The sequence below is a fragment of the Streptomyces sp. NPDC087300 genome (assembly GCF_044744425.1).
In the GTDB taxonomy this organism is placed as follows: Bacteria; Actinomycetota; Actinomycetes; order Streptomycetales; family Streptomycetaceae; genus Streptomyces.
Genome location: NZ_JBIUYI010000015.1, coordinates 13,198 through 32,878 on the forward strand (window position 1 = coordinate 13,198; position 19,681 = coordinate 32,878).

Consider the following 19,681-nt stretch of genomic DNA (forward strand, 5'->3'; position numbering starts at 1 on the left):
CGGCCGTGCGACCGCGGCGGCGCATGGCCGTCGTACGGCGGTCGCACAGCAGTCGCATAACGCCCAATTCCCCTACCTTCGAGGAAGGCTGAGGGGGCGTCAATCGGTGGTGGGGAGCGCCTTCGACCCGTGTGACCGGGGAGTTCTCCCAGGTCACACGGGTCACTCCGGCGGGTCAGCCGGCCGGGGAGTCGCTGACCTTGCCGACCGGGCTGATCATGATCGGGCCCTTGAGCGCCTGGGAGTCGGGGTTCTCGACGGGGAGGGAGCCCGCGGGCCAGGCGACGGTGACGGACTTCGTCTCGTTCGGCGGGGTCACCAGGATGTTGGAGACGCGCACGCCGGAGCCGCCGGAGTCGTTCACGGGGAAGCCGATGTTGAAGGCGGCGGTCTCGCCGTCCTTGAGGATCTCGGAGCGCGGCTTCTCGTCGGTGCGCTTCCCGGCCATGGTGTCGCCGGCGGCCGTCTTCAGGTCGACGCCCGCGAAGCCGTTGATGGTGCAGTCGCGGCCGCCGCCGTTCTTGAAGGCGACGGTGACGGTGCCTTCGTCGCCGATGGTGTTGTCGACGGCGGAGACCTCGAGCTCGTCGCTGCGGCAGATGCCGACCTTGCCGCCTTCGTTGGAGCCGGTCCCGGCGACGGTGCCCTTGTCGCTGCCGCTGCCGCTGCCACTGCTGCCGGAACCGCCGGTGCCCCCGGTCTCGCCCTTGCCACCCGTCCCGCCGCCACCGGATCCGCTGCCGCTGTCGTTGCCGCTGCCCGCGTCCTGGCCGGCGGAGGCGCTGGGCACCGAGTCGTTCGAGCCCGAGGCGTCGGTGCCGTCGTCGCCGTTGCACGCGGTGAGCGAGAGCGAGCCGAGCAGGGCGAGGCCGGCGAGCAGGGTCTTGGAGGCGTGCTTGATCTTCATGGGGTCCCCGTCAGGTTGGTGGTGTGCGAGCTGCGCCCGTTGGTGATCAGGGCGGCACGAGACCGTGGTGTCCGGCCTGGGGACCAGCGAAGCGGCCTGCGCGGTGCGGGGACAAGGGAAGCCGGAGGACGGGGGACGCTGGAACGCAAAAGCCGCCGCTGACCTGCGGAGACGGCCTCTCCTTGGGATGCGCTCCTGGGACGCCGGAGGGGCTGCTTCCGGCGCCCGGAGGGAACCTGTCTCAGTCCCTGGGCTCCCCGTACCAGCGCCACGTGGTGAGCCGGTCCCGCCCGGGGAGCTCGCCGCGCCCGGTCGCCCAGAGGAGGGTCGGCCAGGGGTCGGTGTCGGTGGGCGCGTCGGGGAAGAGCCGGTGCAGGACGCGGGCGCAGAGGTCGGCGGGCGGGTCCCAGGCGTCGCGGATGCCGAGGCCGCCCACGATGTCGTACGTATGGACGAGCGTCTCCACGATCCCCATCGCGCCGAACCCCTCCGCGTCGGAGACGCCCCACGCGTGGTGGGCGCGGACGTCCGGCGCGGTGGTCGCGACCATGCCGGTCAGCAGCGCGCCGCACGACTCCAGGACCTGGAGCAGCCCGGGGACGCCACCGGCCTGATCGGCGAAGGTGACGTTGGAGGGCCCGCCCTCCCTGCGGCGGTACCAGAGGAAGGGGACGTCGGAGTCCAGGGGCGGGTGTTCCGGGCCCAGTTGGGCGGCGTAGGCGAAGAGGTCGTCGGCGAGGTGCTCGACGGTCTCCCAACAGGTCCAGTCGATGCCTCCTGCCTTGACGCTCCAGTCGGCGTCGGGCGGGGCCTGGCGGAGGGCGGCTACGGCGAGGCGGACGGCACGGGTGACGTCTGCGGGGGTGACGGGTTCAACGGGTTCTCTGGGTCCGGACATGGCGGGACGGTAGCAGGGGGCATGCGGGCGATGGCCAGCGGTTTTCGCACCGGGCTCAGGGCCCGGCGACGCCCTCCACGCTCTCCACGCCCTCTACGCCCTCTACGCCCTCTACGAAGTGGTCGAACTCGCCTGCCTGTACGCCGAGTACGAAGGCGTCCCACTTCTTCCGGTTGGTGGTGACGATGTTGTCCGGGTCGCTGGTCTCGCGGAGGTAGACGGCGTCGTCGTCCTTGCCGAAGGCGATCTCGATCCAGGGTCCCGGGCCTTGTTCGTCCTCGGGGGCGGCGCGGGTCCAGTCGAGACCGGCGGGGAGGTCAGGCACGGCGGGGCTCCTTCGCGGTGCGGATCAGCGCGGCGAAGGCGGTGGGGCTGGTGTGGAGTATCGCGGCGGTGGGGTCGGAGCTTTCGGTGAGATGGACGGTTCCGGCGGGGTCGGTGGCGATGTGTACGCAGGAGTTGCCTTCTGGGCAGTAGGAGGACTTCTGCCAGGTGAGCTTGGGCATCGTGGGCTTCCTTCACAGGTCCTGGACGATGTGGTGGATGAATTCGCGTGACTTCGTGGGTGGGAGTGCTGTGGCTTCCATGCGGTCGAGGAGGACGCGGTACTTGTCGAGTTGCGCCTCGGCGTCCAGGAACACCGGGCCGTGCGACTGGTCGAGGTTGACCGTGTCGAGCTGGGGCACCGGTCCCGCGGCGTAGTAGATCGACTGACCTGAGCCCGGGAACGTTCCGGCAGCGAACGGGATGACGTGGATGGTGACGTGCTCCCGCTCGCTCATGTCGATGAGGTGCTTGAGCTGCGTGCGGGTCACGGTGGGGCCGCCGAACTGCATCCGCAGGGCGGCCTCGTGGATGATCGCCTGGTGGGGCGTCGGCGACTCCCGGAAGAGCACGGCCTGCCGCTTGATGCGGTACGAGATCCGGTGCTCGATGTCCGGCGGTGACAGCTCGGGAACGCTCTGGCGGAAGATCTCGCGGGCGTAGTCCGTGGTCTGGAAGAGCCCAGGGATGTGCACGGTCACGGCGGTACGCAGCAACGTGGCGTGGTGCTCGACCTCGGCCAGGTCCAACAGTCCGACGGGCAGGATCTCGCGGTACTCCTCCCACCAGCCGCGCGTGCGGTCCTCGGCCATGGCGACGAGGGCATCGATGAAGTCCTGGTCCGAGCAGTCGTAGCTGCGGGCCATCGCGCGGATGCGGGCCGCGCTCACCCCGAAGCGTGCGGTCTCGACGTTGCTGAGCTGCCCCTGGCTGGTCCCGAGGACGCGGGCGGCCTCGGTCGCGGTCATGCCCGCGTGCTCGCGGAGCCGCCGAAGTTCACTGGCGACCCGGACGCGGCGGACCCTGGGCGCTGACCGTCCGGCCATGCAACTCCTCCTAGGAACGGCTCAGTTCGTCACTCACACGAGGGATTGTGCACTGCATTCCATGGAATGGGTGCAAATTATATTTGCGCGTCTCTAGCCTGTGTCTCAGGCCACTCGCCCGGAAGTACCCCGCTCGACGGAGCGGCACCGTCACTGGGCAACACCGTGCAACTCCCCGACATGAAAGGCGATTCCATGACAACCGTATCCCCGCCCTGGACCTACACCCTCCAGCTCCCCCACGACCCCCGCGCCCCCGGAATCGCCCGAGCCACCCTCCGCGCGGTCCTGGAGACGTACGGCCTGACCGAACTCACGCCCACCGCAGAGCTCCTCGCGGGCGAACTGCTCAACAACGCGCACTGCCACACCGACGGCCCCTACGCCCTCCGCCTCCGCTCCTCCTCCCCGGAGGGGATCCGCGTGGCGGTGTGGGACTCCAATCCGCGGATTCCGCCCGGTTTCGGGGAGGCCGGTCGGGTCCTCGACCACCGGCCGCCGGAGACGGCGGAGGGTGGGCGGGGGCTGCACATCGTGCGGGCGTGTGCGGACAGTTGGGGGTCGTACCCCATGGGGGCGGGGCACACGGGGAAGTTGTTGTGGGCCGAGGGCACGCCGAGTTCCCCGTGGCGAAGGGCCGGGACTTCCGGGAGTTGACCGTCTCGCTCAGACATCGCCCTGTCTGATCGCGCCACGCCGCCCCCGCTTGCTCATGTGCCAGTGGCTCTTCTCGATGCCGTACTCCGCCGTGACCGGCGCCGTCGTGGTGACCTCGATCAGAAATCTGCCGCTCGGGCGGCGGGTGACCACGGGGGCCACGGCCGGATCCCGGTCGGTGACGTACGCGGCGTACGACTCGACGTACTTCCTTTGGCGTGGGGTCATTTCGGAGAGCGGCAACAGCTCGGTGGGAGGGCAGAGATGACGTAGGACGGTCCAGCCGTACCGTGATTCCGGCGGTGCGAGCCGACACCACGAGCCGTCCGTAAAGTAGATCTTTGCCTCGCCCCAGACCTTGTTGTACGTCATGCGCTCCACCCGCGCGATGCGCTGCCGGTCGATCTCCCAGAGGACCTCGTCCTTGCCAGGGTCGTCGTCCGGGAAGCCGACGATGACGACGCGGCGGTCGGTGACGATGCCATGCGTCCGGTAGCCGGCCGGGCGTCGGGCGGGGTCGAGCTGCCAGGGCAGGGTGCGGGCGAGGGAGCCAAGGGTGCCCCACATGACGGGGAAGTCGTCGACCTCGTTCTCGGGGTCGCGCGGGCGACCGGGTCCGTGGCCCCCGCCGGACCCGGCGCCTCCCAGGCCGCCCAGGAGTACTCCGAGCGCGATCACGACGACGCCGGCCAGGGCGCCGAGTCCGAAGCGTCCGACTTTGCGGGCGGTGCTCCGGCGCGACGGCGGAGTGGGCGTGTAGGAGGGTCCTTCGGGCCAGCCGGCTTGTGCGGTCAGCTCGTTCTGAATGTCCTTGCGCTCGGCGTCGCGGAACCAGCGCATGCCGGAGACGACGGGCGCCGTGCCGGTCGCGAACTCGACCGCGTCGCGGGCGAGCAGGGTCTCGCCGAAGGCGGGCTGCCATGGCGCCATGCTGGGTCGGCTCCTTCTCGGCTCGGAAACAACGGAAGCGGTGGTTCTCCGGGGAACTCGTGCCTCACAGATCGCCAGGGGCCGGTTCCGCGGGCTGTCCCGAGTCGTCCATCAGGATCGAGTGGGTCTCGAAGAGACCCGACCCGGCTTTCACCGAGATACGCGACTCGACCAGCGTGACGCCACTGCGCAGGCGGCTGTACGTCGGCGGGTGAGCCGTCTTCGGGAGGTCGGCCATGAACCGCGCCACCCGGTCGAGTTGTCCCGCGGACAACTCGCTCTCCGCGAGCATGCGGACGGCGCCGCCGAGCACCTGCCCGAGCCTCTCGGCGTCGTCCGGATTGCCGACGGCCAACCGCACCCAGGAGCCATCCGTGAACGTGATGCGCACATCCGCGTTGACCTCGCTGAACTTCATGCGGCGGATCTCGGCGACGGAGTCGCGTGCGAACTCAGCGAGGGTCTCGGCCTTCTCCAGGCTGCCCTTACGGGTTGCGAGGAAGAGTAGACGGCGGTCCGTCAGGGCCAGATCGGTCACACAGTCCTCGGGACGCCGTCCGGGATCGAGCTGCCATGGGACGGTCCTGGCGAGGCTGCCGGGCGCAGCCCACATGACGGGGAAGTCGTGCACCTCGTTCGCGGGCTCGTCCGGCTTGCCTCGGCCCGGAACGTCTCCCAGCGGGGTGCCCGAGGCTCCTCCGAGGTTCGCGATGAGGTTCGCGACCAGCGGGATGCCTACCAGCAGAGCGCGACCGGTACGACGGGCAGCTTTGTCCCCGGAGGAACGCAGCTGGTACGTCGGCCCTGGTGGCCATCCGGCCAGTTCGCCCTGAATGTCCTGGCGTTCGAGGTCGCGGAACCAGCGTGAGCCTGAGACGGCCGGTGCCATCCCGGTGGCGAACCTGGCCGACGTACGCAGGAGCAACTGCTCATCGGAGTTCGGGTACCAGTCCATCAGTGCGTCGCCTCCCTCTGTGGGTCTCCGACACTGTCTCGTTCTTCATCTGCGTCAGCGGGAAACGCCACGGATCCGATGATGTTGGCGACGGCATGAGTGAATTCCTCCCACTGTTCCATGGACGCTGTATCCAGCGTGACAACTGCCGTGTAGGGGCCGTTCCCAAAGGGGATGTGCACCTGAAACTGGCCCATCACCAGTTCCTCGTCATTACCGCTCTGGGTGTACTGCCCGTCAATGAGGAGGCGCCGGGCGGAGATGGACGACACCGCGGGGCCGCACGGCAGATCGAGCCACGTCACGTCGTGCAGGGGGTCGGCACCGAGGGCGGCCCGAATTCCCTCGGCCACGATCTCTTGATCGACGGAATCGGATTCGAAGACCGACAACGTGAGGGAGCAATGCGCGACGCCGCCGCCGTCGATCCCGTACAGCCCGATGCCGAAGAAGGAGACACCGTCGGCGATCATTCCGTCGGCCGTCTCGCTGTACAGCATGCTCATGGCTTCCCAGAGCGGCTTGTCGCCGTTCGGGTAGATGTCGCGCACGAGCTGCCGGACGGCCTCCGCGCGCTCGTCGGCGTCGAGAGAGACCTCGATGGCATGCATGCCCTCGGGGAGGTCGAACGTCATGGGCGGGAGCGAGACTCCCTCAACTGACAGAGCCTGCTCAGTTGTGCCGTCGGAGCCACTGGGTGGGCCGAGACTGTTCATGGAGCTTGCTCTCAGTTCCCGTAGTCGGTGTGCGCGATGGTGTAGCCCTTGTAGCCCGTCAGGCCGGTCTTGATGGCGGCATCCAGAGCGCGGCCACCGTGGCTCATAGGAGCGATCAGCTCATCGCTCTTGACGAACGGAAGCTTCGAGCCGAGTGCGTTGACCGTCTTCGTACCGGCCAGCTGCCCGCCTCTGAAGTTCTGCAGACCGCTCTCCGCCGCAAGCCTCAGGCGGCTGCCGCCCTCTCCGAGTTTGACGACAGGCGTGGCCTTCAGCGGCCCGAAGAGCTTGTACGCCTTGCCGACGCTCGTCACCCCGCGATAGCCGGAGCCGAGCTTGGCGGCACGTGCGGCGGCGTTGCCGCCCTTGGCCAGCGCGGCCCCGCCGAAGAGCCCCTTGACGCCGGGGAGGGCGCCGAGAGCATCGAAGGTGAGGGACGTCCAACTGACGTCCGCGCCAGCCGCCATGGCCGTCAAGTGGGTCAGAAGTGCTGCTCCGCTGGTCGCCATGGCAGCGACGGCGAAGATGGCGCCGAGAGGCTCGAAGGGAGCGGTGATGATGGCCAGGACGCCGAGGGCGTTACTGACCAGGCTCAGCGCGTCGCCGATCGCCTTGATCATGTCGGCGTGTTCCTTGAACCACTCTCCAGTGGCGTCCCACGCGTCAGCGATCCCCTTGCCCAGCTTGTCCCAGAAGCCGGGCTCGTCCGGGGCGATGTCGCCCGCCTTGTCGAGCTCCTTGCTGATCGCACCGGCCGCCTTGGCGAAGCGGTCCTCCAGGTCGTGCACCTGGCTGATGACCTCGTCGACGTCCCCCGACGCCTTCCCGCTCTCCTTGCTGTTCGGCTTCGCCTCCGACCGCGCGTCCAGCTTCTCGCCGGCCTTCTTCTCCAGGCGGTCGGTCTCGTCCTGGAACTCCTTGAGCTCCTTGGCCCACCGGTGCAGCGCGCGCGACGCCTTGTCGAAGGATTCGTGGCTCTTGCGGATGAGCGGGGTGACGTCCTCGGCGATGTAGTCGCTGAAGGCCACCGCGGCCTTGCCCTTCCAGGCGCCTTGGTCGATGCGCTCCAGATCCCTTACCGCAGCGCCGAGTTCACCGGCCAGACCACCCAGTTTCTTGGCCAGATCGCGCGTGTCCTCGACATCGCCCGGAGTGGGATCCCAGCCTATGTTCGGGAGCGCGGGACGCTTCGTACCCATGTCACTTGCTCTTCTTCTTGGCGGACTTCAACGATTCGGCGAGCGCCTGGTCCAGCTTGCTGAACTCCGTGTCGATCTTGTTGATCATCTTGACCGCGCCCTGCGTGTGCTTGCCGAGTTGCTTGACGCCGTAGCCCCACTCGTCGGCGAACTCGTGGACGTCCTCGATGAGTTTCTCCGCCCCGACGACCGAGCCGTCGGTGTTCTTGAGGGCCCGGCGCGCGGCGTCCATGCGGTCGCTCACCGAGGTGAACGTCTTCTTGAGGTCCTCGAAGATGGTGCCGTCGAGGCGGAGGTCGCTCATGTCGGTGTCCGGATTCCTTGTGTGGTCGCGGTCAGCGGTTGACGGACTGGATCTCGCGTACGACGACGTCCTGCGTCGCACCGAACTCGCCGGGGGGCAGTTCGCCGCCTGGTTCCGTGGTGCTCTTCCAGGTGACACGCCATGTGAGGGTGGCCCCGAGTTCGTACGAGGCGTCGCCGGACGAGCGCAGATAGCGCACGCCGCACGGCGGGTCCGTGTCCGCCGCGGTTCCCTTGGCGCGGGGCTTGCCGATCCGGCCGTCGTCGCCGATCGGGCACTCGCCGGATGACGGGTACGTCTCGGCGTCCGCCGTCCCCGGTTCGAGCTTCAGGGAGACCGGCTCGGCCGTCGTCGTCGCGGACAGGCCGGTGCCCGGCAGGCTCGCGGTCACCGAGATCTTCTTGAACCTCGCCTTGTCGAGCCACACCCAGGTCGGCAGGTTGACCTTGGTCTGTCCCTCGGGCGCCATCGTGATCTCGGTGTCCGGGACCGGGATCTGGCTGTAGGCGTATTCGGCGAGGACCTTGGGGGAGACGGCGAGCCTCTCCTTCGGCGGCGTGCCCTTGGGCACCCAGAACGGCAGCTTGTCGCAGGCCTTCGCCGCGGGCTCGTCCTTGCGGTCCTCGGCGACCGCCGCGGCCCAGAACTGCCCCTCGCCCTGCTTGTCGAGGTTGTAGTCCTTGTAGGGGTGGCCTTCCTTGAAGTACGAGTCGAAGACCCCGCCGATGAGGTCACCGACCCCGAAGACCTTCAGCTGCCGGACCGCCTTGACCGTGGCCTCGATCTGCTTGGGCGAGTACGCGGGTTCGTACCAGCAGGCCGGGGGGTCCCAGTTGCTGTTGGCAGGCGTGAGCGTGCCGGTCTTGGCGGACTTGGGGCTGCCGCCCTCGACCGTCGTCCGGACCTTCGTCTCCACGGTCAGGTTCTTGTCCTGACGGGAACCTTTGGACTGCTGCTTGCTCCCGAGGTTTCCCTTGGGGGTGTCGCCGCCTCCGGCATAGGCGGTACCAGGGATCAACACCACGGCCAGGGCGAGGGCAGGAATGGTCCAGCGGGTCGGCGTTCCCCGCGTGCTCATTACATGCACTTCTTGGATCCCGTCGTGGACGTGACGGAATCCGTCTGCCAGACACCCTTGTCGTTCTTCTTCACACGGGTGTTGAAGAAGGCGTAGTCGCTCGCCGACGCCGGGACCGATCTGTCCACCTTGCCGGTCTTGCGATCCTGGGGATACGTCTTGGTGCCGTCCTTGCAGTACGTCACCGCTGCGACGCCTTCCTTGAGGAAGGTGACCTGGCGGTCGTAGTAGCGAATGGTCCCGACGAAGCTCTTGCCGTTGTCGTGGAACCCCTGAACGTATTCCGCGGAGGTCACCAGGCCTTCGCCCGACGCGTAGAACTTGAGCGCCGGGTGATCCTTGGCGTCGACGGTCGCGGCCTCGATCAGCGCGTCCAGCCACCGCGCATTGTCCGCGAGCACCGCATCCTTCTCCGCATCCCCCGTCTTCCCGCCCTCGAAGACGTTCTTCACGTCCTTCGGGAGCTTGACCTCCGGGCGGTCCACGCCGTCCGTCGGTGCCGAGGGCGATGCGCTCTTCTTGGTGTCCGCGCCCGCGCCCTCGCCCGCACCGGCGATCTTGTCGTTGTCCTTGGCGGAGTCTCCGTCGCCTCCTCCGCAGGCGGAGAGTGCGAGGACCGCGGCGGTGGTCAGGGCGGCCGCTACGGGCAGGACGGGGCGGCGGCGGTTCAAGGTCAGCTCCTGGAGGGGCAGGGGTTCTCTGGAGTGAACCAAGCTATCCAGGAGGGGTGGGGCACACCAGCGGCAGGGTCGGAGCGCGGGCGTATATATGGGGGCATACCAGGTGAGTTGGTGTCGTCCCTGATCACTCTTGGCTCGTATTCGTCGCGTAGGGCCATGAGGCGGAGATTGCTCGACCGTCTCGGAGCGCAAATCCGGGCGCGGGCCGGGCGGGGTGCGCGCTCGGTCGGGGGCAGGGGCCGAGGCCAGTGGGGTGGGGCGGCGGCGTCCGCCCTGTCTCGTTGCCCCGTTGCTCAGTTCATGCCGTCGAGGACAAGGCGGCCCGCCGTACCGGACGCGCCATTCCGGGTTCGGGCCCGGTTTCCCCGGCCCGCCCCGAGCCAACGTCACTCAGGAACCCAAGCCCGTCTCACCCAGAAGCCCGCGCCCCCTTCGCGTCCACGATCGCGCGGCCCAGGATCGCCGTCCGCTCCACCACCGTGCCGGGCTTGATGCCGTCGACCTCCTTGATCTGGACGCCCCGGCTGCCCAGGTACGCGTACGTCTTCTTGTCGAAGATCCACTCACGGCGTTCGCCGCTCTGTTCGTCCGTGCGGGCCAGGGCGATTCCCTCGCGGCCCGCCGCGTCCTTGGCGTGGTCGACGACGACCACGCCGGGGATCTCGGCGCCCGCGCGGTACAGCGCCGCGCTGATCTTCGGCGGGGCCAGCTGCTCGGAGATCATGTCGCTGATCGTGTCGAAGGCCTGCTGGTCGCGGGAGCTGTCGGAGTTCGTGTCGGCGTAGATGCGGTCGAGGAGGGCGTCGGGGGACGTGGGGAGCTTGCTGACCTTGTTGTACGACCAGCCCTCGACGTCGCCGTCGAGCGTGATGCCGTCCTGGGGCTGGAAGCCGGGCTCGTGCAGCCAGCCCTTGAGGCCGTTGGGCGACATCCACACCTCGCGCGGGTGCAGCTTCTGGACCATCGTCCTGGTGACGTTCGTGTCGACGTTCTCGTGGACGTAGACGTACGAGACCTTGCTCTTGACGTAGACGTACTGGTCCTGGCGCGGGGCCGTGAACTTCTGTGCCGCCGCCGCGTGCGAGGCCTTCGTCGCGACCGCGGAGACCGTCTTCGCGGTGCCCGGCTCCAGGGCGACGACGGGCGCCGGCTCGCGCGGGCCCGTGGCGGCGGCGTCGTCGGACGGCGAGCCGCCGCCCGTCAGGTTCAGCGCCACCACCGCCGCGAGCGCCGCCGCGGTGACCGGGGTGGCGATCAGGAGCGCGCGGCGTACGGGGCGGCGGGGCGGGCCCGCGGGCGGCGCGGGGAAGCCGGGGGACGTGGGGCCCGTCCGCTGCTGGATCCGGTTCATCAGGTGCCTCTCGAGCAGGAGTTGGCGGTCGGCGGAGAGGGCCGGGTCGGCGGGGGCCGGCAGCAGCCTGGCCAACTCCGCGTGGTCCAGCGGCTCGTGCCGCGCCGGACGCCTCGCCGAACGCCTCCAGGGAGTGCGCGTCATCCGTTCTCCTCCTTGTCCGACCTGACCGCCTCGGTGCGGTCAACCTGTACTTGTCCTGCGTGGTGGGGCAGTTCCTGGTTTTTCGCGGTGGGTTCGGAGGAATTGCGGGCCGTCGCGAGTTCCTCCTGCGCCAGCTTCCGCAGCCGCGTCCGCGCGCGGGACAGCCGGGAGCGCACCGTGCCGACCGGCACGCCCAGCGCCTCGGCCGTCTCCGCGTAGCCGAGGCCCGACCAGACGCAGAGGGTGAAGACCTCGCGCTCGCCGCGCCGCAGCCGTTTCAGCGCGGCCTGCGCGGCGGCCAGTTGCTCGGCGTCCGCCATCCGGCCGACCAGCTCGTCGGCGAAGTCGGGCACGGGGCTCGCCGCGGGGACGCGGTCCACCGCCGAGCGGTAGCGGCGGGCGGCGCGGGAGGTGTTGCGCAGGACGTTGACCGCGATGCCCATCAGCCAGGGGCGCGGGGTCTCGCCCTCGTCGCGCAGCTTGCCGCGCAGCCGCCAGGCCTCCAGGAAGGTCAGCGAGACCACGTCCTCGGCGGTCGCCCAGTCGCCGCTCACGCGCAGCGCGTGCCGGTAGACCAGCTGGGAGTGGTCGCGGAACAGCTCGCGGAATGCCTCCGGGTCCCCGTCCCTGATCCGGGTGTGCAAGGAGAATGAGTACGTCACGTGAGGTGTTGTCCGCGGCGGGCGAGGGGTTCCATCGGGAGTTCCGGGCACGGTGCCCGCGGAGTTCGCCGAGGGGTTCGGGCGCGGTCCCCCGGTGAGTTCCCCGAGGGGTCCGGGCCCGGTCCCCCCGGTGAGTTCCCCGCAGGCTTCCATGAATGATCCCCGCCACTTTCGCACGGGGCCTCTACACTGAGCGGCGGCGGTCTCCCGGTGGGTGAGGGGTGGTTGACGGTGCGTAAGGCGTGGCTGGTCGCGTCCGTCGGGATCGGCGGTGCCCTCAGTTTCATCGCGCTGCTCGTCGTCGGGACGTACATGGCCGCGGGAAGCCTCGCCAACGGCGTGGGCGGCGGGTCCGTGGGTCTCGCCAAGGGAGCGGTGCCCGCCACCTATCAGCCCCTCGTGCAGAAGTGGGGCAACCTCTGCAAGGCCATCAACCCCGCGCTGCTCGCCGCGCAGCTGTACCAGGAGAGCGGGTTCAACCCGCGCGCCAGGAGCCCCGCCAAGGCGCTGGGGATAGCGCAGTTCATCCCGGGGACCTGGGCCGCGCACGGTGTGGACGGCGACGGTGACGGCGACCGCGACATCTGGGACCCCAAGGACGCCATTCCCTCGGCCGCCTCGTACGACTGCAAGCTCGCCGGGTACGTGAAGGACGCCCCGGGCAACCCGACCAAGAACATGCTCGCCGCGTACAACGCCGGGGCGTACGCCGTCATCAAGTACGGCGGCGTCCCGCCGTACCGCGAGACGCAGAACTACGTGAAGACGATCACGACCCTGTCGGAGAGCTTCGCCCGGCCCGTCGGACGCGTGCAGCCCTCGCAGCAGGCGGCCAGCGCCATCTACTACGCGCAGAAGAAGCTCGGTACGCCGTACCTGTGGGGCGGGAACGGCACGGCCGACCAGGGCGGCCGCTTCGACTGCTCGGGGCTCACCCTCGCCGCCTACCGGTCCGTCGGCATCACGCTGCCGCGCGTCGCCAACGACCAGTACAACGCGGGCCCGCACCCCAAGCGGGACGAGCTGCTCCCCGGCGACCTGGTCTTCTTCTCCGACGACCTCACCAACTCACGGACCATCAGGCACGTCGGGATCTACGTCGGCGGCGGCTACATGATCGACGCGCCGCGCACCGGCGCGGTGATCCGTTTCGACCCGATCGACACTCCGGATTATTTTGGCGCGACCCGCGTCACGAAGGACGGCGCGAAGGCCCTTCCGACCAAGCCCTCAGAGGTCTGAGCGGAAGGGCGCGGGGGGCGTGCGGAGGCGTACGCAGGGCGTGATCTGGCTTGAACTCTGCGTAAAATCACTCCCCCTGAGCTGCGGCGATGTATCTCTCTTCGATAACGTCTGAGTGATCTTTCGGTGGAGAGTGGAACGTAGGGGAGGGGACTGCGCGTTCCCTTGACTGGACCGACCACGGGGGTTGAGGAAAGGGCGCACGGAAAGGTGTGCCCACGGGCTAGGAGACAAGGGGCCGCAGCGCCATGGCTGGACTCGATGAATCCGGGTCGAACCCCGACGTCAGCCTGCTCTACGACATCAACGGACTGGCGAAGGACTCCCCGCACTGGCTCGCCCGCACCGTGGAATTCGTCGGGGAGTACGGGCTGTTGCTCGCCCTCGTGCTCCTCGTTGTGTGGTGCTGGTGGGGCCTGCGCAAGCGCGGCACGCTCGACGACGCCGCCTCGTCCGTCGCCGCCGTCGTCTGGGCGCCGCTCGCCGCGGGCATCGCCGTCCTGGTCAACATGCCGATCCGGGGCTTCGTCGAACGGCCACGGCCCGCCGATGACCACCGCGGCATCGAGGTGCTGGTGGACGGCAAGACCGACTTCTCCTTCGTGAGCGACCACGCGACGCTCGCGATGGCGCTGGGCGCGGGACTGTTCGTCGCCCACCGCAAGTTCGGGCTCGTCGGCATCGGCCTCGCCGTGATCGAGGGCTTCTGCCGGGTCTTCATGGGCGTGCACTATCCGACGGACGTCGTCGGCGGCTTCGCGCTCGGCACGGCCGTCGCGCTGCTGCTCTCGCCGCTCGCGATGGCGCTGCTCACGCCGCTCGCCAAGGCGATCGGGCGCTCCGCGCGCATCGGCCGCCTGGTCTGGTCCCGCCCCGCCGACCCGGTGGCCGCGCTGCCGGGCGCGTCCGCGCGGACGGCGGCCGCGCAGGATCCGGACGAGCGGGACCTCGCGGCGTAGGCGGCTCGGGGGGGGCATCGGCTGGTGTCGTCCCACGGGGCTCCGCCCCGGACCCCGCTCCTCAAACGCCGGAGGGGCTGGAACTCCCGTGCCCCGCCCGCCAGGTACCGGAGCGGCTGAATTGCCCGTGACCCGCCCGCCAGGTGCCGCAGGGGCTGAATTGCCCGTGCCCGCAGGACCGGCTTCCCCTACAGCGCCTGGGGGAAGTCGAAGAAGCGCTTCGGGTCGTACTGCTTCTTCAGCTTCGTCAGGCGCGGTGCCGCGTCCCCGTAGTACGCCTCGCGCCACTTCGTCAGCGTGGGGTCCGTGTAGTTCTGGTACGCCGCTCCTGACGCGTGGCGCCCCATCGCCCCATGAGCCTTTTTCAGCCACGCCTGGGCCGGCTTGCCCGAGGTGCCCGCGCGCCACGAGGCGATGTACTGCGCGAGCATCCGTGAGCGGCGGTGGACGAAGGCCGTCGCCGTCGGGTCGACGCGGTTGATGGCGCCGCCCAGCGCGGTGAGCGCGATGCTGCCCGCGCTCGCGCCCGTCACGTTCTCGATCTGGGAGAGGAGCGTGCGGATGCCCGCCGCCGAGAGGGAGCGGTCGAAGAAGTCCGAACCGGCCGCGTACGTCTCGCGGTTGAGGGCGCCCTGCGGGCTGCGGCCGGGTGTCGCGCCCGGCAGGTGGCACTGGGCGTCCGAGGCGAAGGAGGAGCAGCCCGCGTAGACCTCCATGGCCTGCTCGTACGAACGCCGCTTGAGGGAGACGCTGCGCGCGGGGGAGCCGATCTTGTCGGCGAGGCGGTCGACGGCGTTCTGGAGTTCGCCGTACGTGCCGAGCGAGAAGCAGGCGACGGAGACGGTCGGGGTGCCGCCCGGGGTGTTCGCCAGGTGCAGGGAGGACCAGATCTCGTCGGGCTGGTCGGGGCCCCACGTTTGCCACGCCTTGACCACGGCGGCCGCCTTGGACCAGGGCCAGGTCATGTACGCCGAGACGCCCTGGGGCGCGGCGTGCGTGCGGAAGGTCAGTTCGGTGACGACGCCGAAGTTTCCGTTGCCCGCGCCGCGCAGCGCCCAGAAGAGGTCCTTGTGTTCGGACTTGGAGGCGGTGAGCTGCTTGCCGTCGGCCGTGATCAGGGTCGCGGAGGTGAGGCTGTCGCAGGTCAGTCCGTACGCCCGGGAGACCACGCCGTGGCCGCCGCCGAGGGTGAGGCCGGATATGCCGACGGTCGGGCAGGAGCCCGCGGGGATCGTCACGCCCTTCGCGGCGAGTGAGCGGTAGACGTCGATGAGCTTGGCGCCGCCGCCGACGGTCGCGCTGTTCCCGCTCGCGCGTATCTTGCTCAGCTTCGACACGTCGATGATCAGCCGGCCCGTGCCGGAGGACCAGCCCGCGTACGAGTGGCCGCCGTTGCGGATCGCGACCGGGGTGCGGTGGGCGCGGGCGTACGAGAGGGCGGTGCGGATGTCGTCCGGGTGCGCGACGTAGGCGACGGCGGTGGGCAACAGGTCGTCGAAGCGGGTGTTGTACAGCTGGCGGGCCGCCGCCCACTTGGTCTCGCCCGGCTGTACGAGCGTGCCGTCCAGGTCCTTGGCCAGGGCCTTGAGCGTCGCGGGCGACGAGGCCGCCGCGCTGGACGTTCTGATCGGGGTGCTGCTGCCGCCGCCGCTGCGGGACGCGGTGGTCCCCGTGCCGGTCGCCGTGGTGCCGCCGGAGCAGCTCGTGACCGTGGCCGCGGCCAGTGTGGCCGCCGTTGTACCGATGAACGTACGCCGTTCCATGACGCCTCCCGTTGCTTCCCGGAGAACGAGACGGTGTGCGGGACTTCCGGGTTCCGCGTACCCCGTTCCGGGGGCGGGCCACAGGGGGCTGCTCCTAAGGGTGCGCCTCGTGTTCCGTCGCGTCCAGGCGGGCCTTGCTGCGGGCTCTGCGCGCCGGGCCGCGCCAGCCGCAGGTGCAGTGGGCCGCGATGAAACGGCCCTTCTCGACCGTCGTCGTGCGGTGGGGTGCGGGGTCTTCCTGATCGGCCACGGCGTCACCGTACCGACCTCGGGTTAACGCCCGTCCGCGTGACGGGTCAACGGACGGATCGTTATGCGGAACGACGCGGGCCGTCGGCAGACGCAGAACGCTTGGGGGTAGACAAGCGATGGGGCAGCAGCACAGACGCACGGGCGGAGCGGTCGCCGCGGTCGCGGCGGTGGGGCTGATGGCCGTCGCCACGGGATGTTCCGGAAGCGGCGCGGCCGTCGAGGCGAAGCGTGCGGGCGACCCCGGGGACGTGGTGCGCGGGGCCGCCGACTCCCTGGTGCGGGCGGGCAGTTCCAAGGCGAGTACGTCCCTGGAGATGGCCAGCGGCGGGACGCGCGTCACCATCCGCGGCAAGGGCGTGTACGACTTCGAGGGACAGCGTGGCCGGTTCCAGGTCGTACTCCCGAAGGATCCGGCCGGGGACGACGAGCACCGGCCCATCACCGAACTCCTGACCCCGGGCGCGCTCTACATGAAGAACCGCGGGGCCGGGGTGCCCGCCGACAAGTGGGTGCGGATCGAGACGGCGTCCCTCTCCGACGGGAACCTCGTCACCGGGGGTGCCACCGATCCCCTCGCCGCCGCCGAACTGCTGCGCGGGACACGGCACGTGGCGTACGTGGGCGAGGAGCGGGTCGGCGGCGCCGAGGTGCGGCACTACCGGGGGGTCGCCGACATCGGGGGCGCGGCGAAGGCGGCTTCCGCAGGTCAGCGCGGTGCGTTGGCCGCCGCGGCGGCGAAAGGGTTCAGCAGGCAGGGCGTGCACTTCGACGTCTACCTCGACGACCGCGGGCGGGTGCGCAAGCTGCGCCAGCAGTTCCGGATGGCCGAGGCCAACGTGGCGTCGACCACGCTGCTCTACGATTTCGGGGCGCCCGCGGAGGTACGGCTTCCGGCCGCCGGGGACATCTTCGCCGGGAAGATCGCGGAGCGGTAGCGGAGCGGGGTCCGCGTAGTCGGGCCCTAGTCGCGTACGGCTGGATGAAATGGTCCGTCCGTGCCATGCGCGTTGTGTAGACCGCTCCCTACTCTAGGAAGTCGGTAACGGCCGGAACGGTCCTGAACGGGCCGAAAGGGCCGGAACGGGTCAGTCAGGAAGAGGTGATGAACGTGGCTCCGATGCGTGGCGGCACGGCGGTTCAGGACCACGTCGCCCTCGCCGAGATCGAGCTGTGCGGTGACCTCATCATCGCCGCGTCCGCGGCGGGGGAGGAACGGCTCAGCGCTGACCGGATCGACGAGGTGCTGAGGGTCTTCGACGGGCGGGAGCCCGGGGGCGGTGCGGACGAGCGTCCCTGAGCGTTCCCGGGGCCGGCCGGCGCCGCGTGCCCCGGGCCCGGCTCCCGTCGGCTACGTCCGCATCATGCGGGCGATCGCCTTCGTGGCCTCCTCGACCTTCGCGTCGATCTCCGCGCCGCCCTTGACCGCCGCGTCGGCGACGCAGTGGCGCAGGTGCTCCTCCAGGAGCTGGAGGGCGAAGGACTGGAGGGCCTTTGTGCTCGCCGAGACCTGGGTAAGTATGTCGATGCAGTAGACGTCCTCTTCCACCATGCGCTGCAGGCCGCGGATCTGGCCTTCGATGCGGCGCAGGCGCTTGAGGTGTTCGTCCTTCTGCTTGTGGTACCCGTGCACTCCGCGATCGTGGTCGGAGGGCGTCTCGGGCACTTCCGTGGTCGGCACGGTCGCGTCGGCCGGCTCGGTGGTGGTCATCGCGTCCTCCTCCTGGTTTCTTGTGGATTTCTGCAGATCCATATACCCCTGGTGGGTATATGATAGCCGATTTCTCGGGGGGTGTGCTGATCACTGTGCCTGATGGGCGACACTGGGGGGCGGCCGGTTAGCCGTGGCCGGATGATGCGCCTAGCATCAGCCTGACCGCATCCAAAGCACCCCGAGGACCCCACGTGCGCTTTCGTCTGACCCCCAGGGAGACGAGCTTCTACGACATGTTCGCCGCATCCGCGGACAACATCGTCACGGGCTCGAAGCTCCTGATGGAACTGCTCGGAGCGGACTCCTCCGCACGGGCCGAGATCGCAGAGCGTATGCGGGCCGCGGAACACGCGGGAGACGACGCGACGCATGCGATCTTCCACCAGCTGAACTCCTCCTTCATCACACCGTTCGACCGCGAGGACATCTACAACCTCGCCTCGTCCCTCGACGACATCATGGACTTCATGGAGGAGGCCGTCGACCTGGTCGTCCTCTACCAGGTCGAGGAACTTCCCAAGGGCGTCGAGCAGCAGATCGAGGTGCTCGCGCGCGCCGCCGAACTCACGGCGGAGGCCATGCCCAACCTGCGGACGATGGCCAACCTCACCGAGTACTGGATCGAGGTCAACCGCCTGGAGAACCAGGCCGACCAGATCCACCGCAAGCTGCTCGCCCAGCTCTTCAACGGCAAGTACGACGCCATCGAGGTGCTGAAGCTCAAGCAGATCGTGGACGTCCTCGAAGAGGCGGCTGACGCCTTCGAGCACGTGGCGAACACCGTGGAGACCATCGCGGTCAAGGAGTCCTGAGGCCTAGCCATGGACACCTTTGCTTTGATCGTGACGATCGGCGTCGCGCTCGGATTCACGTACACGAACGGCTTTCACGACTCCGCGAACGCCATCGCCACATCCGTCTCCACACGTGCGCTGACGCCCCGCGCGGCGCTCGCGATGGCCGCGGTGATGAACCTCGCGGGTGCCTTCATGGGCAGCGGGGTCGCCAAGACCGTGAGCGAGGGGATCATCGAGACCCCGCACGGTGACAAGGGGATGTGGATCCTCTTCGCCGCGCTCATCGGCGCGATCGTGTGGAACCTGATCACCTGGTACTTCGGACTGCCCTCCTCCTCGTCGCACGCGCTGTTCGGCGGCATGGTCGGAGCGGCGCTCGCGGGCGGCATCGGGGTCATCTGGTCCGGCGTCGTCGACAAGATCGTCATCCCGATGTTCCTGTCCCCGGTGGTCGGCCTCGTCGCCGGTTACCTGGTGATGTGCGCGATCATGTGGATGTTCCGCAAGTCCAACCCGCACAAGGCCAAGCGCGGCTTCCGTATCGCGCAGACGGTCTCCGCGGCGGGCATGGCCCTCGGCCACGGCCTCCAGGACGCGCAGAAGACGATGGGCATCGTGGTGATGGCGCTCGTCATCTCCGACGTGCAGAGCGCCGACGCGCCCATCCCGATCTGGGTCAAGATCGCCTGTGCGCTGATGCTCTCCGCCGGTACGTACGCGGGTGGCTGGCGCATCATGCGGACGCTCGGCCGCAAGATCATCGAGCTGGACCCGCCGCAGGGTTTCGCCGCCGAGACGACCGGCGCGGGCATCATGTTCACCACGGCGTTCATGTTCCACGCGCCGATCTCGACGACTCACGTCATCACGTCCGCGATCATGGGTGTGGGTGCGACCAAGCGCGTGAACGCGGTGCGGTGGGGGGTCGCCAAGAACATCATTCTCGGCTGGTTCATCACGATGCCCGCGGCCGCGATCGTTGCCGCCGTGAGCTTCTGGATCGTCAATCTCGCGTTCTTGTAGCCGGCGGCTCGTACGGAAAGGCCCGCCCCCGGGAGCCAGGGGCGGGCCTTTCTTGGTGTCCCTGCGGTGGCACCGCCATGCAG

Annotated in this window: 24 protein-coding genes; 7 read left to right on the top strand and 17 right to left on the bottom strand. The window is 69.3% G+C overall.

What is annotated here, in order from left to right; translation table 11 throughout:
- Positions 1–175: 175 nt before the first annotated feature.
- The 5 genes from ACIO9J_RS39845 to ACIO9J_RS39865 form a co-directional block, all read right to left on the bottom strand.
- Entirely contained in the window at positions 176–907 is a 732-nt protein-coding gene (locus tag ACIO9J_RS39845; RefSeq protein WP_402010170.1) for a DUF4232 domain-containing protein, read from the bottom strand.
- Positions 908–1,148: 241 nt separating this feature from the next.
- On the bottom strand, positions 1,149–1,805 hold the full coding sequence (locus ACIO9J_RS39850; RefSeq protein ID WP_402010171.1) for a hypothetical protein: 657 nt from the start codon (positions 1,803–1,805) through the stop codon (positions 1,149–1,151).
- A gap of 55 nt (positions 1,806–1,860) precedes the next feature.
- Positions 1,861–2,130 carry a DUF397 domain-containing protein gene (locus tag ACIO9J_RS39855; protein ID WP_402010172.1) on the bottom strand — a complete coding sequence of 90 codons (270 nt, stop codon included), beginning with the start codon at positions 2,128–2,130 and terminating at the stop codon, positions 1,861–1,863.
- A complete protein-coding gene (locus tag ACIO9J_RS39860) occupies positions 2,123–2,311 on the bottom strand; it encodes a DUF397 domain-containing protein (protein WP_402010174.1) in 189 nt (62 codons plus the stop codon). Before ACIO9J_RS39860 ends, ACIO9J_RS39855 begins: the two co-directional genes overlap by 8 nt.
- 12 nt (positions 2,312–2,323) lie before the next feature.
- Positions 2,324–3,175 (bottom strand): helix-turn-helix domain-containing protein, encoded by an 852-nt coding sequence (locus ACIO9J_RS39865; protein WP_402010176.1) that lies wholly within the window; start codon positions 3,173–3,175, stop codon positions 2,324–2,326.
- A gap of 195 nt (positions 3,176–3,370) precedes the next feature.
- Here ACIO9J_RS39865 and ACIO9J_RS39870 point away from each other — a divergent pair, with 195 nt between their 5' ends.
- Positions 3,371–3,832, top strand: a complete 462-nt coding sequence (locus ACIO9J_RS39870; RefSeq protein ID WP_402010178.1) for an ATP-binding protein — start codon at positions 3,371–3,373, stop codon at positions 3,830–3,832.
- A 9-nt stretch (positions 3,833–3,841) separates the two neighbouring features.
- Here the strand turns inward: ACIO9J_RS39870 and ACIO9J_RS39875 are convergent, their stop codons facing one another.
- The 9 genes from ACIO9J_RS39875 to ACIO9J_RS39915 form a co-directional block, all read right to left on the bottom strand.
- The gene (locus tag ACIO9J_RS39875; RefSeq protein WP_402010180.1) at positions 3,842–4,762 is read right to left on the bottom strand and encodes a hypothetical protein; all 921 of its coding nucleotides are present in this window, start codon (positions 4,760–4,762) and stop codon (positions 3,842–3,844) included.
- 64 nt (positions 4,763–4,826) lie between these two features.
- Complete coding sequence (locus ACIO9J_RS39880) at positions 4,827–5,717, bottom strand: hypothetical protein (RefSeq protein ID WP_402010181.1); 891 nt, start codon at positions 5,715–5,717, stop codon at positions 4,827–4,829.
- Entirely contained in the window at positions 5,717–6,352 is a 636-nt protein-coding gene (locus tag ACIO9J_RS39885) for a hypothetical protein (RefSeq protein WP_402010182.1), read from the bottom strand. The genes ACIO9J_RS39880 and ACIO9J_RS39885 overlap by 1 nt, the downstream gene beginning before the upstream one ends.
- A 92-nt stretch (positions 6,353–6,444) precedes the next feature.
- Positions 6,445–7,632 (bottom strand): WXG100 family type VII secretion target, encoded by a 1,188-nt coding sequence (locus tag ACIO9J_RS39890; protein ID WP_402010184.1) that lies wholly within the window; start codon positions 7,630–7,632, stop codon positions 6,445–6,447.
- 1 nt (position 7,633) lies between these two features.
- Positions 7,634–7,936 (bottom strand): hypothetical protein, encoded by a 303-nt coding sequence (locus ACIO9J_RS39895; RefSeq protein ID WP_402010185.1) that lies wholly within the window; start codon positions 7,934–7,936, stop codon positions 7,634–7,636.
- A 31-nt stretch (positions 7,937–7,967) separates the two neighbouring features.
- Entirely contained in the window at positions 7,968–9,014 is a 1,047-nt protein-coding gene (locus ACIO9J_RS39900) for a hypothetical protein (protein WP_402010187.1), read from the bottom strand.
- The gene (locus ACIO9J_RS39905; RefSeq protein ID WP_402010189.1) at positions 9,014–9,685 is read right to left on the bottom strand and encodes a hypothetical protein; all 672 of its coding nucleotides are present in this window, start codon (positions 9,683–9,685) and stop codon (positions 9,014–9,016) included. The genes ACIO9J_RS39900 and ACIO9J_RS39905 overlap by 1 nt, the downstream gene beginning before the upstream one ends.
- 418 nt (positions 9,686–10,103) lie before the next feature.
- Entirely contained in the window at positions 10,104–11,189 is a 1,086-nt protein-coding gene (locus tag ACIO9J_RS39910) for a CU044_5270 family protein (RefSeq protein WP_402010191.1), read from the bottom strand.
- Complete coding sequence (locus ACIO9J_RS39915; protein WP_402010192.1) at positions 11,186–11,851, bottom strand: RNA polymerase sigma factor; 666 nt, start codon at positions 11,849–11,851, stop codon at positions 11,186–11,188. The genes ACIO9J_RS39910 and ACIO9J_RS39915 overlap by 4 nt, the downstream gene beginning before the upstream one ends.
- Positions 11,852–12,076: 225 nt before the next feature.
- On the opposite strand from ACIO9J_RS39915, the gene ACIO9J_RS39920 reads away from it, so the two are divergent.
- Together ACIO9J_RS39920 and ACIO9J_RS39925 are read left to right on the top strand one after the other, a co-directional pair.
- The gene (locus tag ACIO9J_RS39920; RefSeq protein ID WP_402010194.1) at positions 12,077–13,093 is read left to right on the top strand and encodes an NlpC/P60 family protein; all 1,017 of its coding nucleotides are present in this window, start codon (positions 12,077–12,079) and stop codon (positions 13,091–13,093) included.
- A gap of 248 nt (positions 13,094–13,341) precedes the next feature.
- Positions 13,342–14,052 (top strand): phosphatase PAP2 family protein, encoded by a 711-nt coding sequence (locus ACIO9J_RS39925; RefSeq protein ID WP_402010195.1) that lies wholly within the window; start codon positions 13,342–13,344, stop codon positions 14,050–14,052.
- 188 nt (positions 14,053–14,240) lie between these two features.
- On the opposite strand, the gene ACIO9J_RS39930 is transcribed toward ACIO9J_RS39925, so the two are convergent.
- On the bottom strand, positions 14,241–15,815 hold the full coding sequence (locus ACIO9J_RS39930) for an FAD-binding oxidoreductase (RefSeq protein WP_402010197.1): 1,575 nt from the start codon (positions 15,813–15,815) through the stop codon (positions 14,241–14,243).
- Between the two features lie 94 nt (positions 15,816–15,909).
- Positions 15,910–16,065 carry a hypothetical protein gene (locus tag ACIO9J_RS39935; protein ID WP_402010198.1) on the bottom strand — a complete coding sequence of 52 codons (156 nt, stop codon included), beginning with the start codon at positions 16,063–16,065 and terminating at the stop codon, positions 15,910–15,912.
- A 118-nt stretch (positions 16,066–16,183) separates the two neighbouring features.
- On the opposite strand from ACIO9J_RS39935, the gene ACIO9J_RS39940 reads away from it, so the two are divergent.
- Complete coding sequence (locus ACIO9J_RS39940) at positions 16,184–17,002, top strand: hypothetical protein (RefSeq protein WP_402010199.1); 819 nt, start codon at positions 16,184–16,186, stop codon at positions 17,000–17,002.
- A gap of 167 nt (positions 17,003–17,169) precedes the next feature.
- Complete coding sequence (locus ACIO9J_RS39945; protein ID WP_402010200.1) at positions 17,170–17,364, top strand: hypothetical protein; 195 nt, start codon at positions 17,170–17,172, stop codon at positions 17,362–17,364.
- Positions 17,365–17,415: 51 nt separating this feature from the next.
- Here the strand turns inward: ACIO9J_RS39945 and ACIO9J_RS39950 are convergent, their stop codons facing one another.
- On the bottom strand, positions 17,416–17,775 hold the full coding sequence (locus ACIO9J_RS39950) for a metal-sensitive transcriptional regulator (protein ID WP_402010202.1): 360 nt from the start codon (positions 17,773–17,775) through the stop codon (positions 17,416–17,418).
- A gap of 194 nt (positions 17,776–17,969) precedes the next feature.
- Here ACIO9J_RS39950 and ACIO9J_RS39955 point away from each other — a divergent pair, with 194 nt between their 5' ends.
- Positions 17,970–18,590 carry a DUF47 domain-containing protein gene (locus ACIO9J_RS39955; protein WP_055567145.1) on the top strand — a complete coding sequence of 207 codons (621 nt, stop codon included), beginning with the start codon at positions 17,970–17,972 and terminating at the stop codon, positions 18,588–18,590.
- A 9-nt stretch (positions 18,591–18,599) separates the two neighbouring features.
- Positions 18,600–19,598: an anion permease gene (locus tag ACIO9J_RS39960; RefSeq protein WP_402010204.1), complete on the top strand. Its 999-nt coding sequence runs from the start codon at positions 18,600–18,602 to the stop codon at positions 19,596–19,598.
- Positions 19,599–19,681 lie beyond the last annotated feature (83 nt).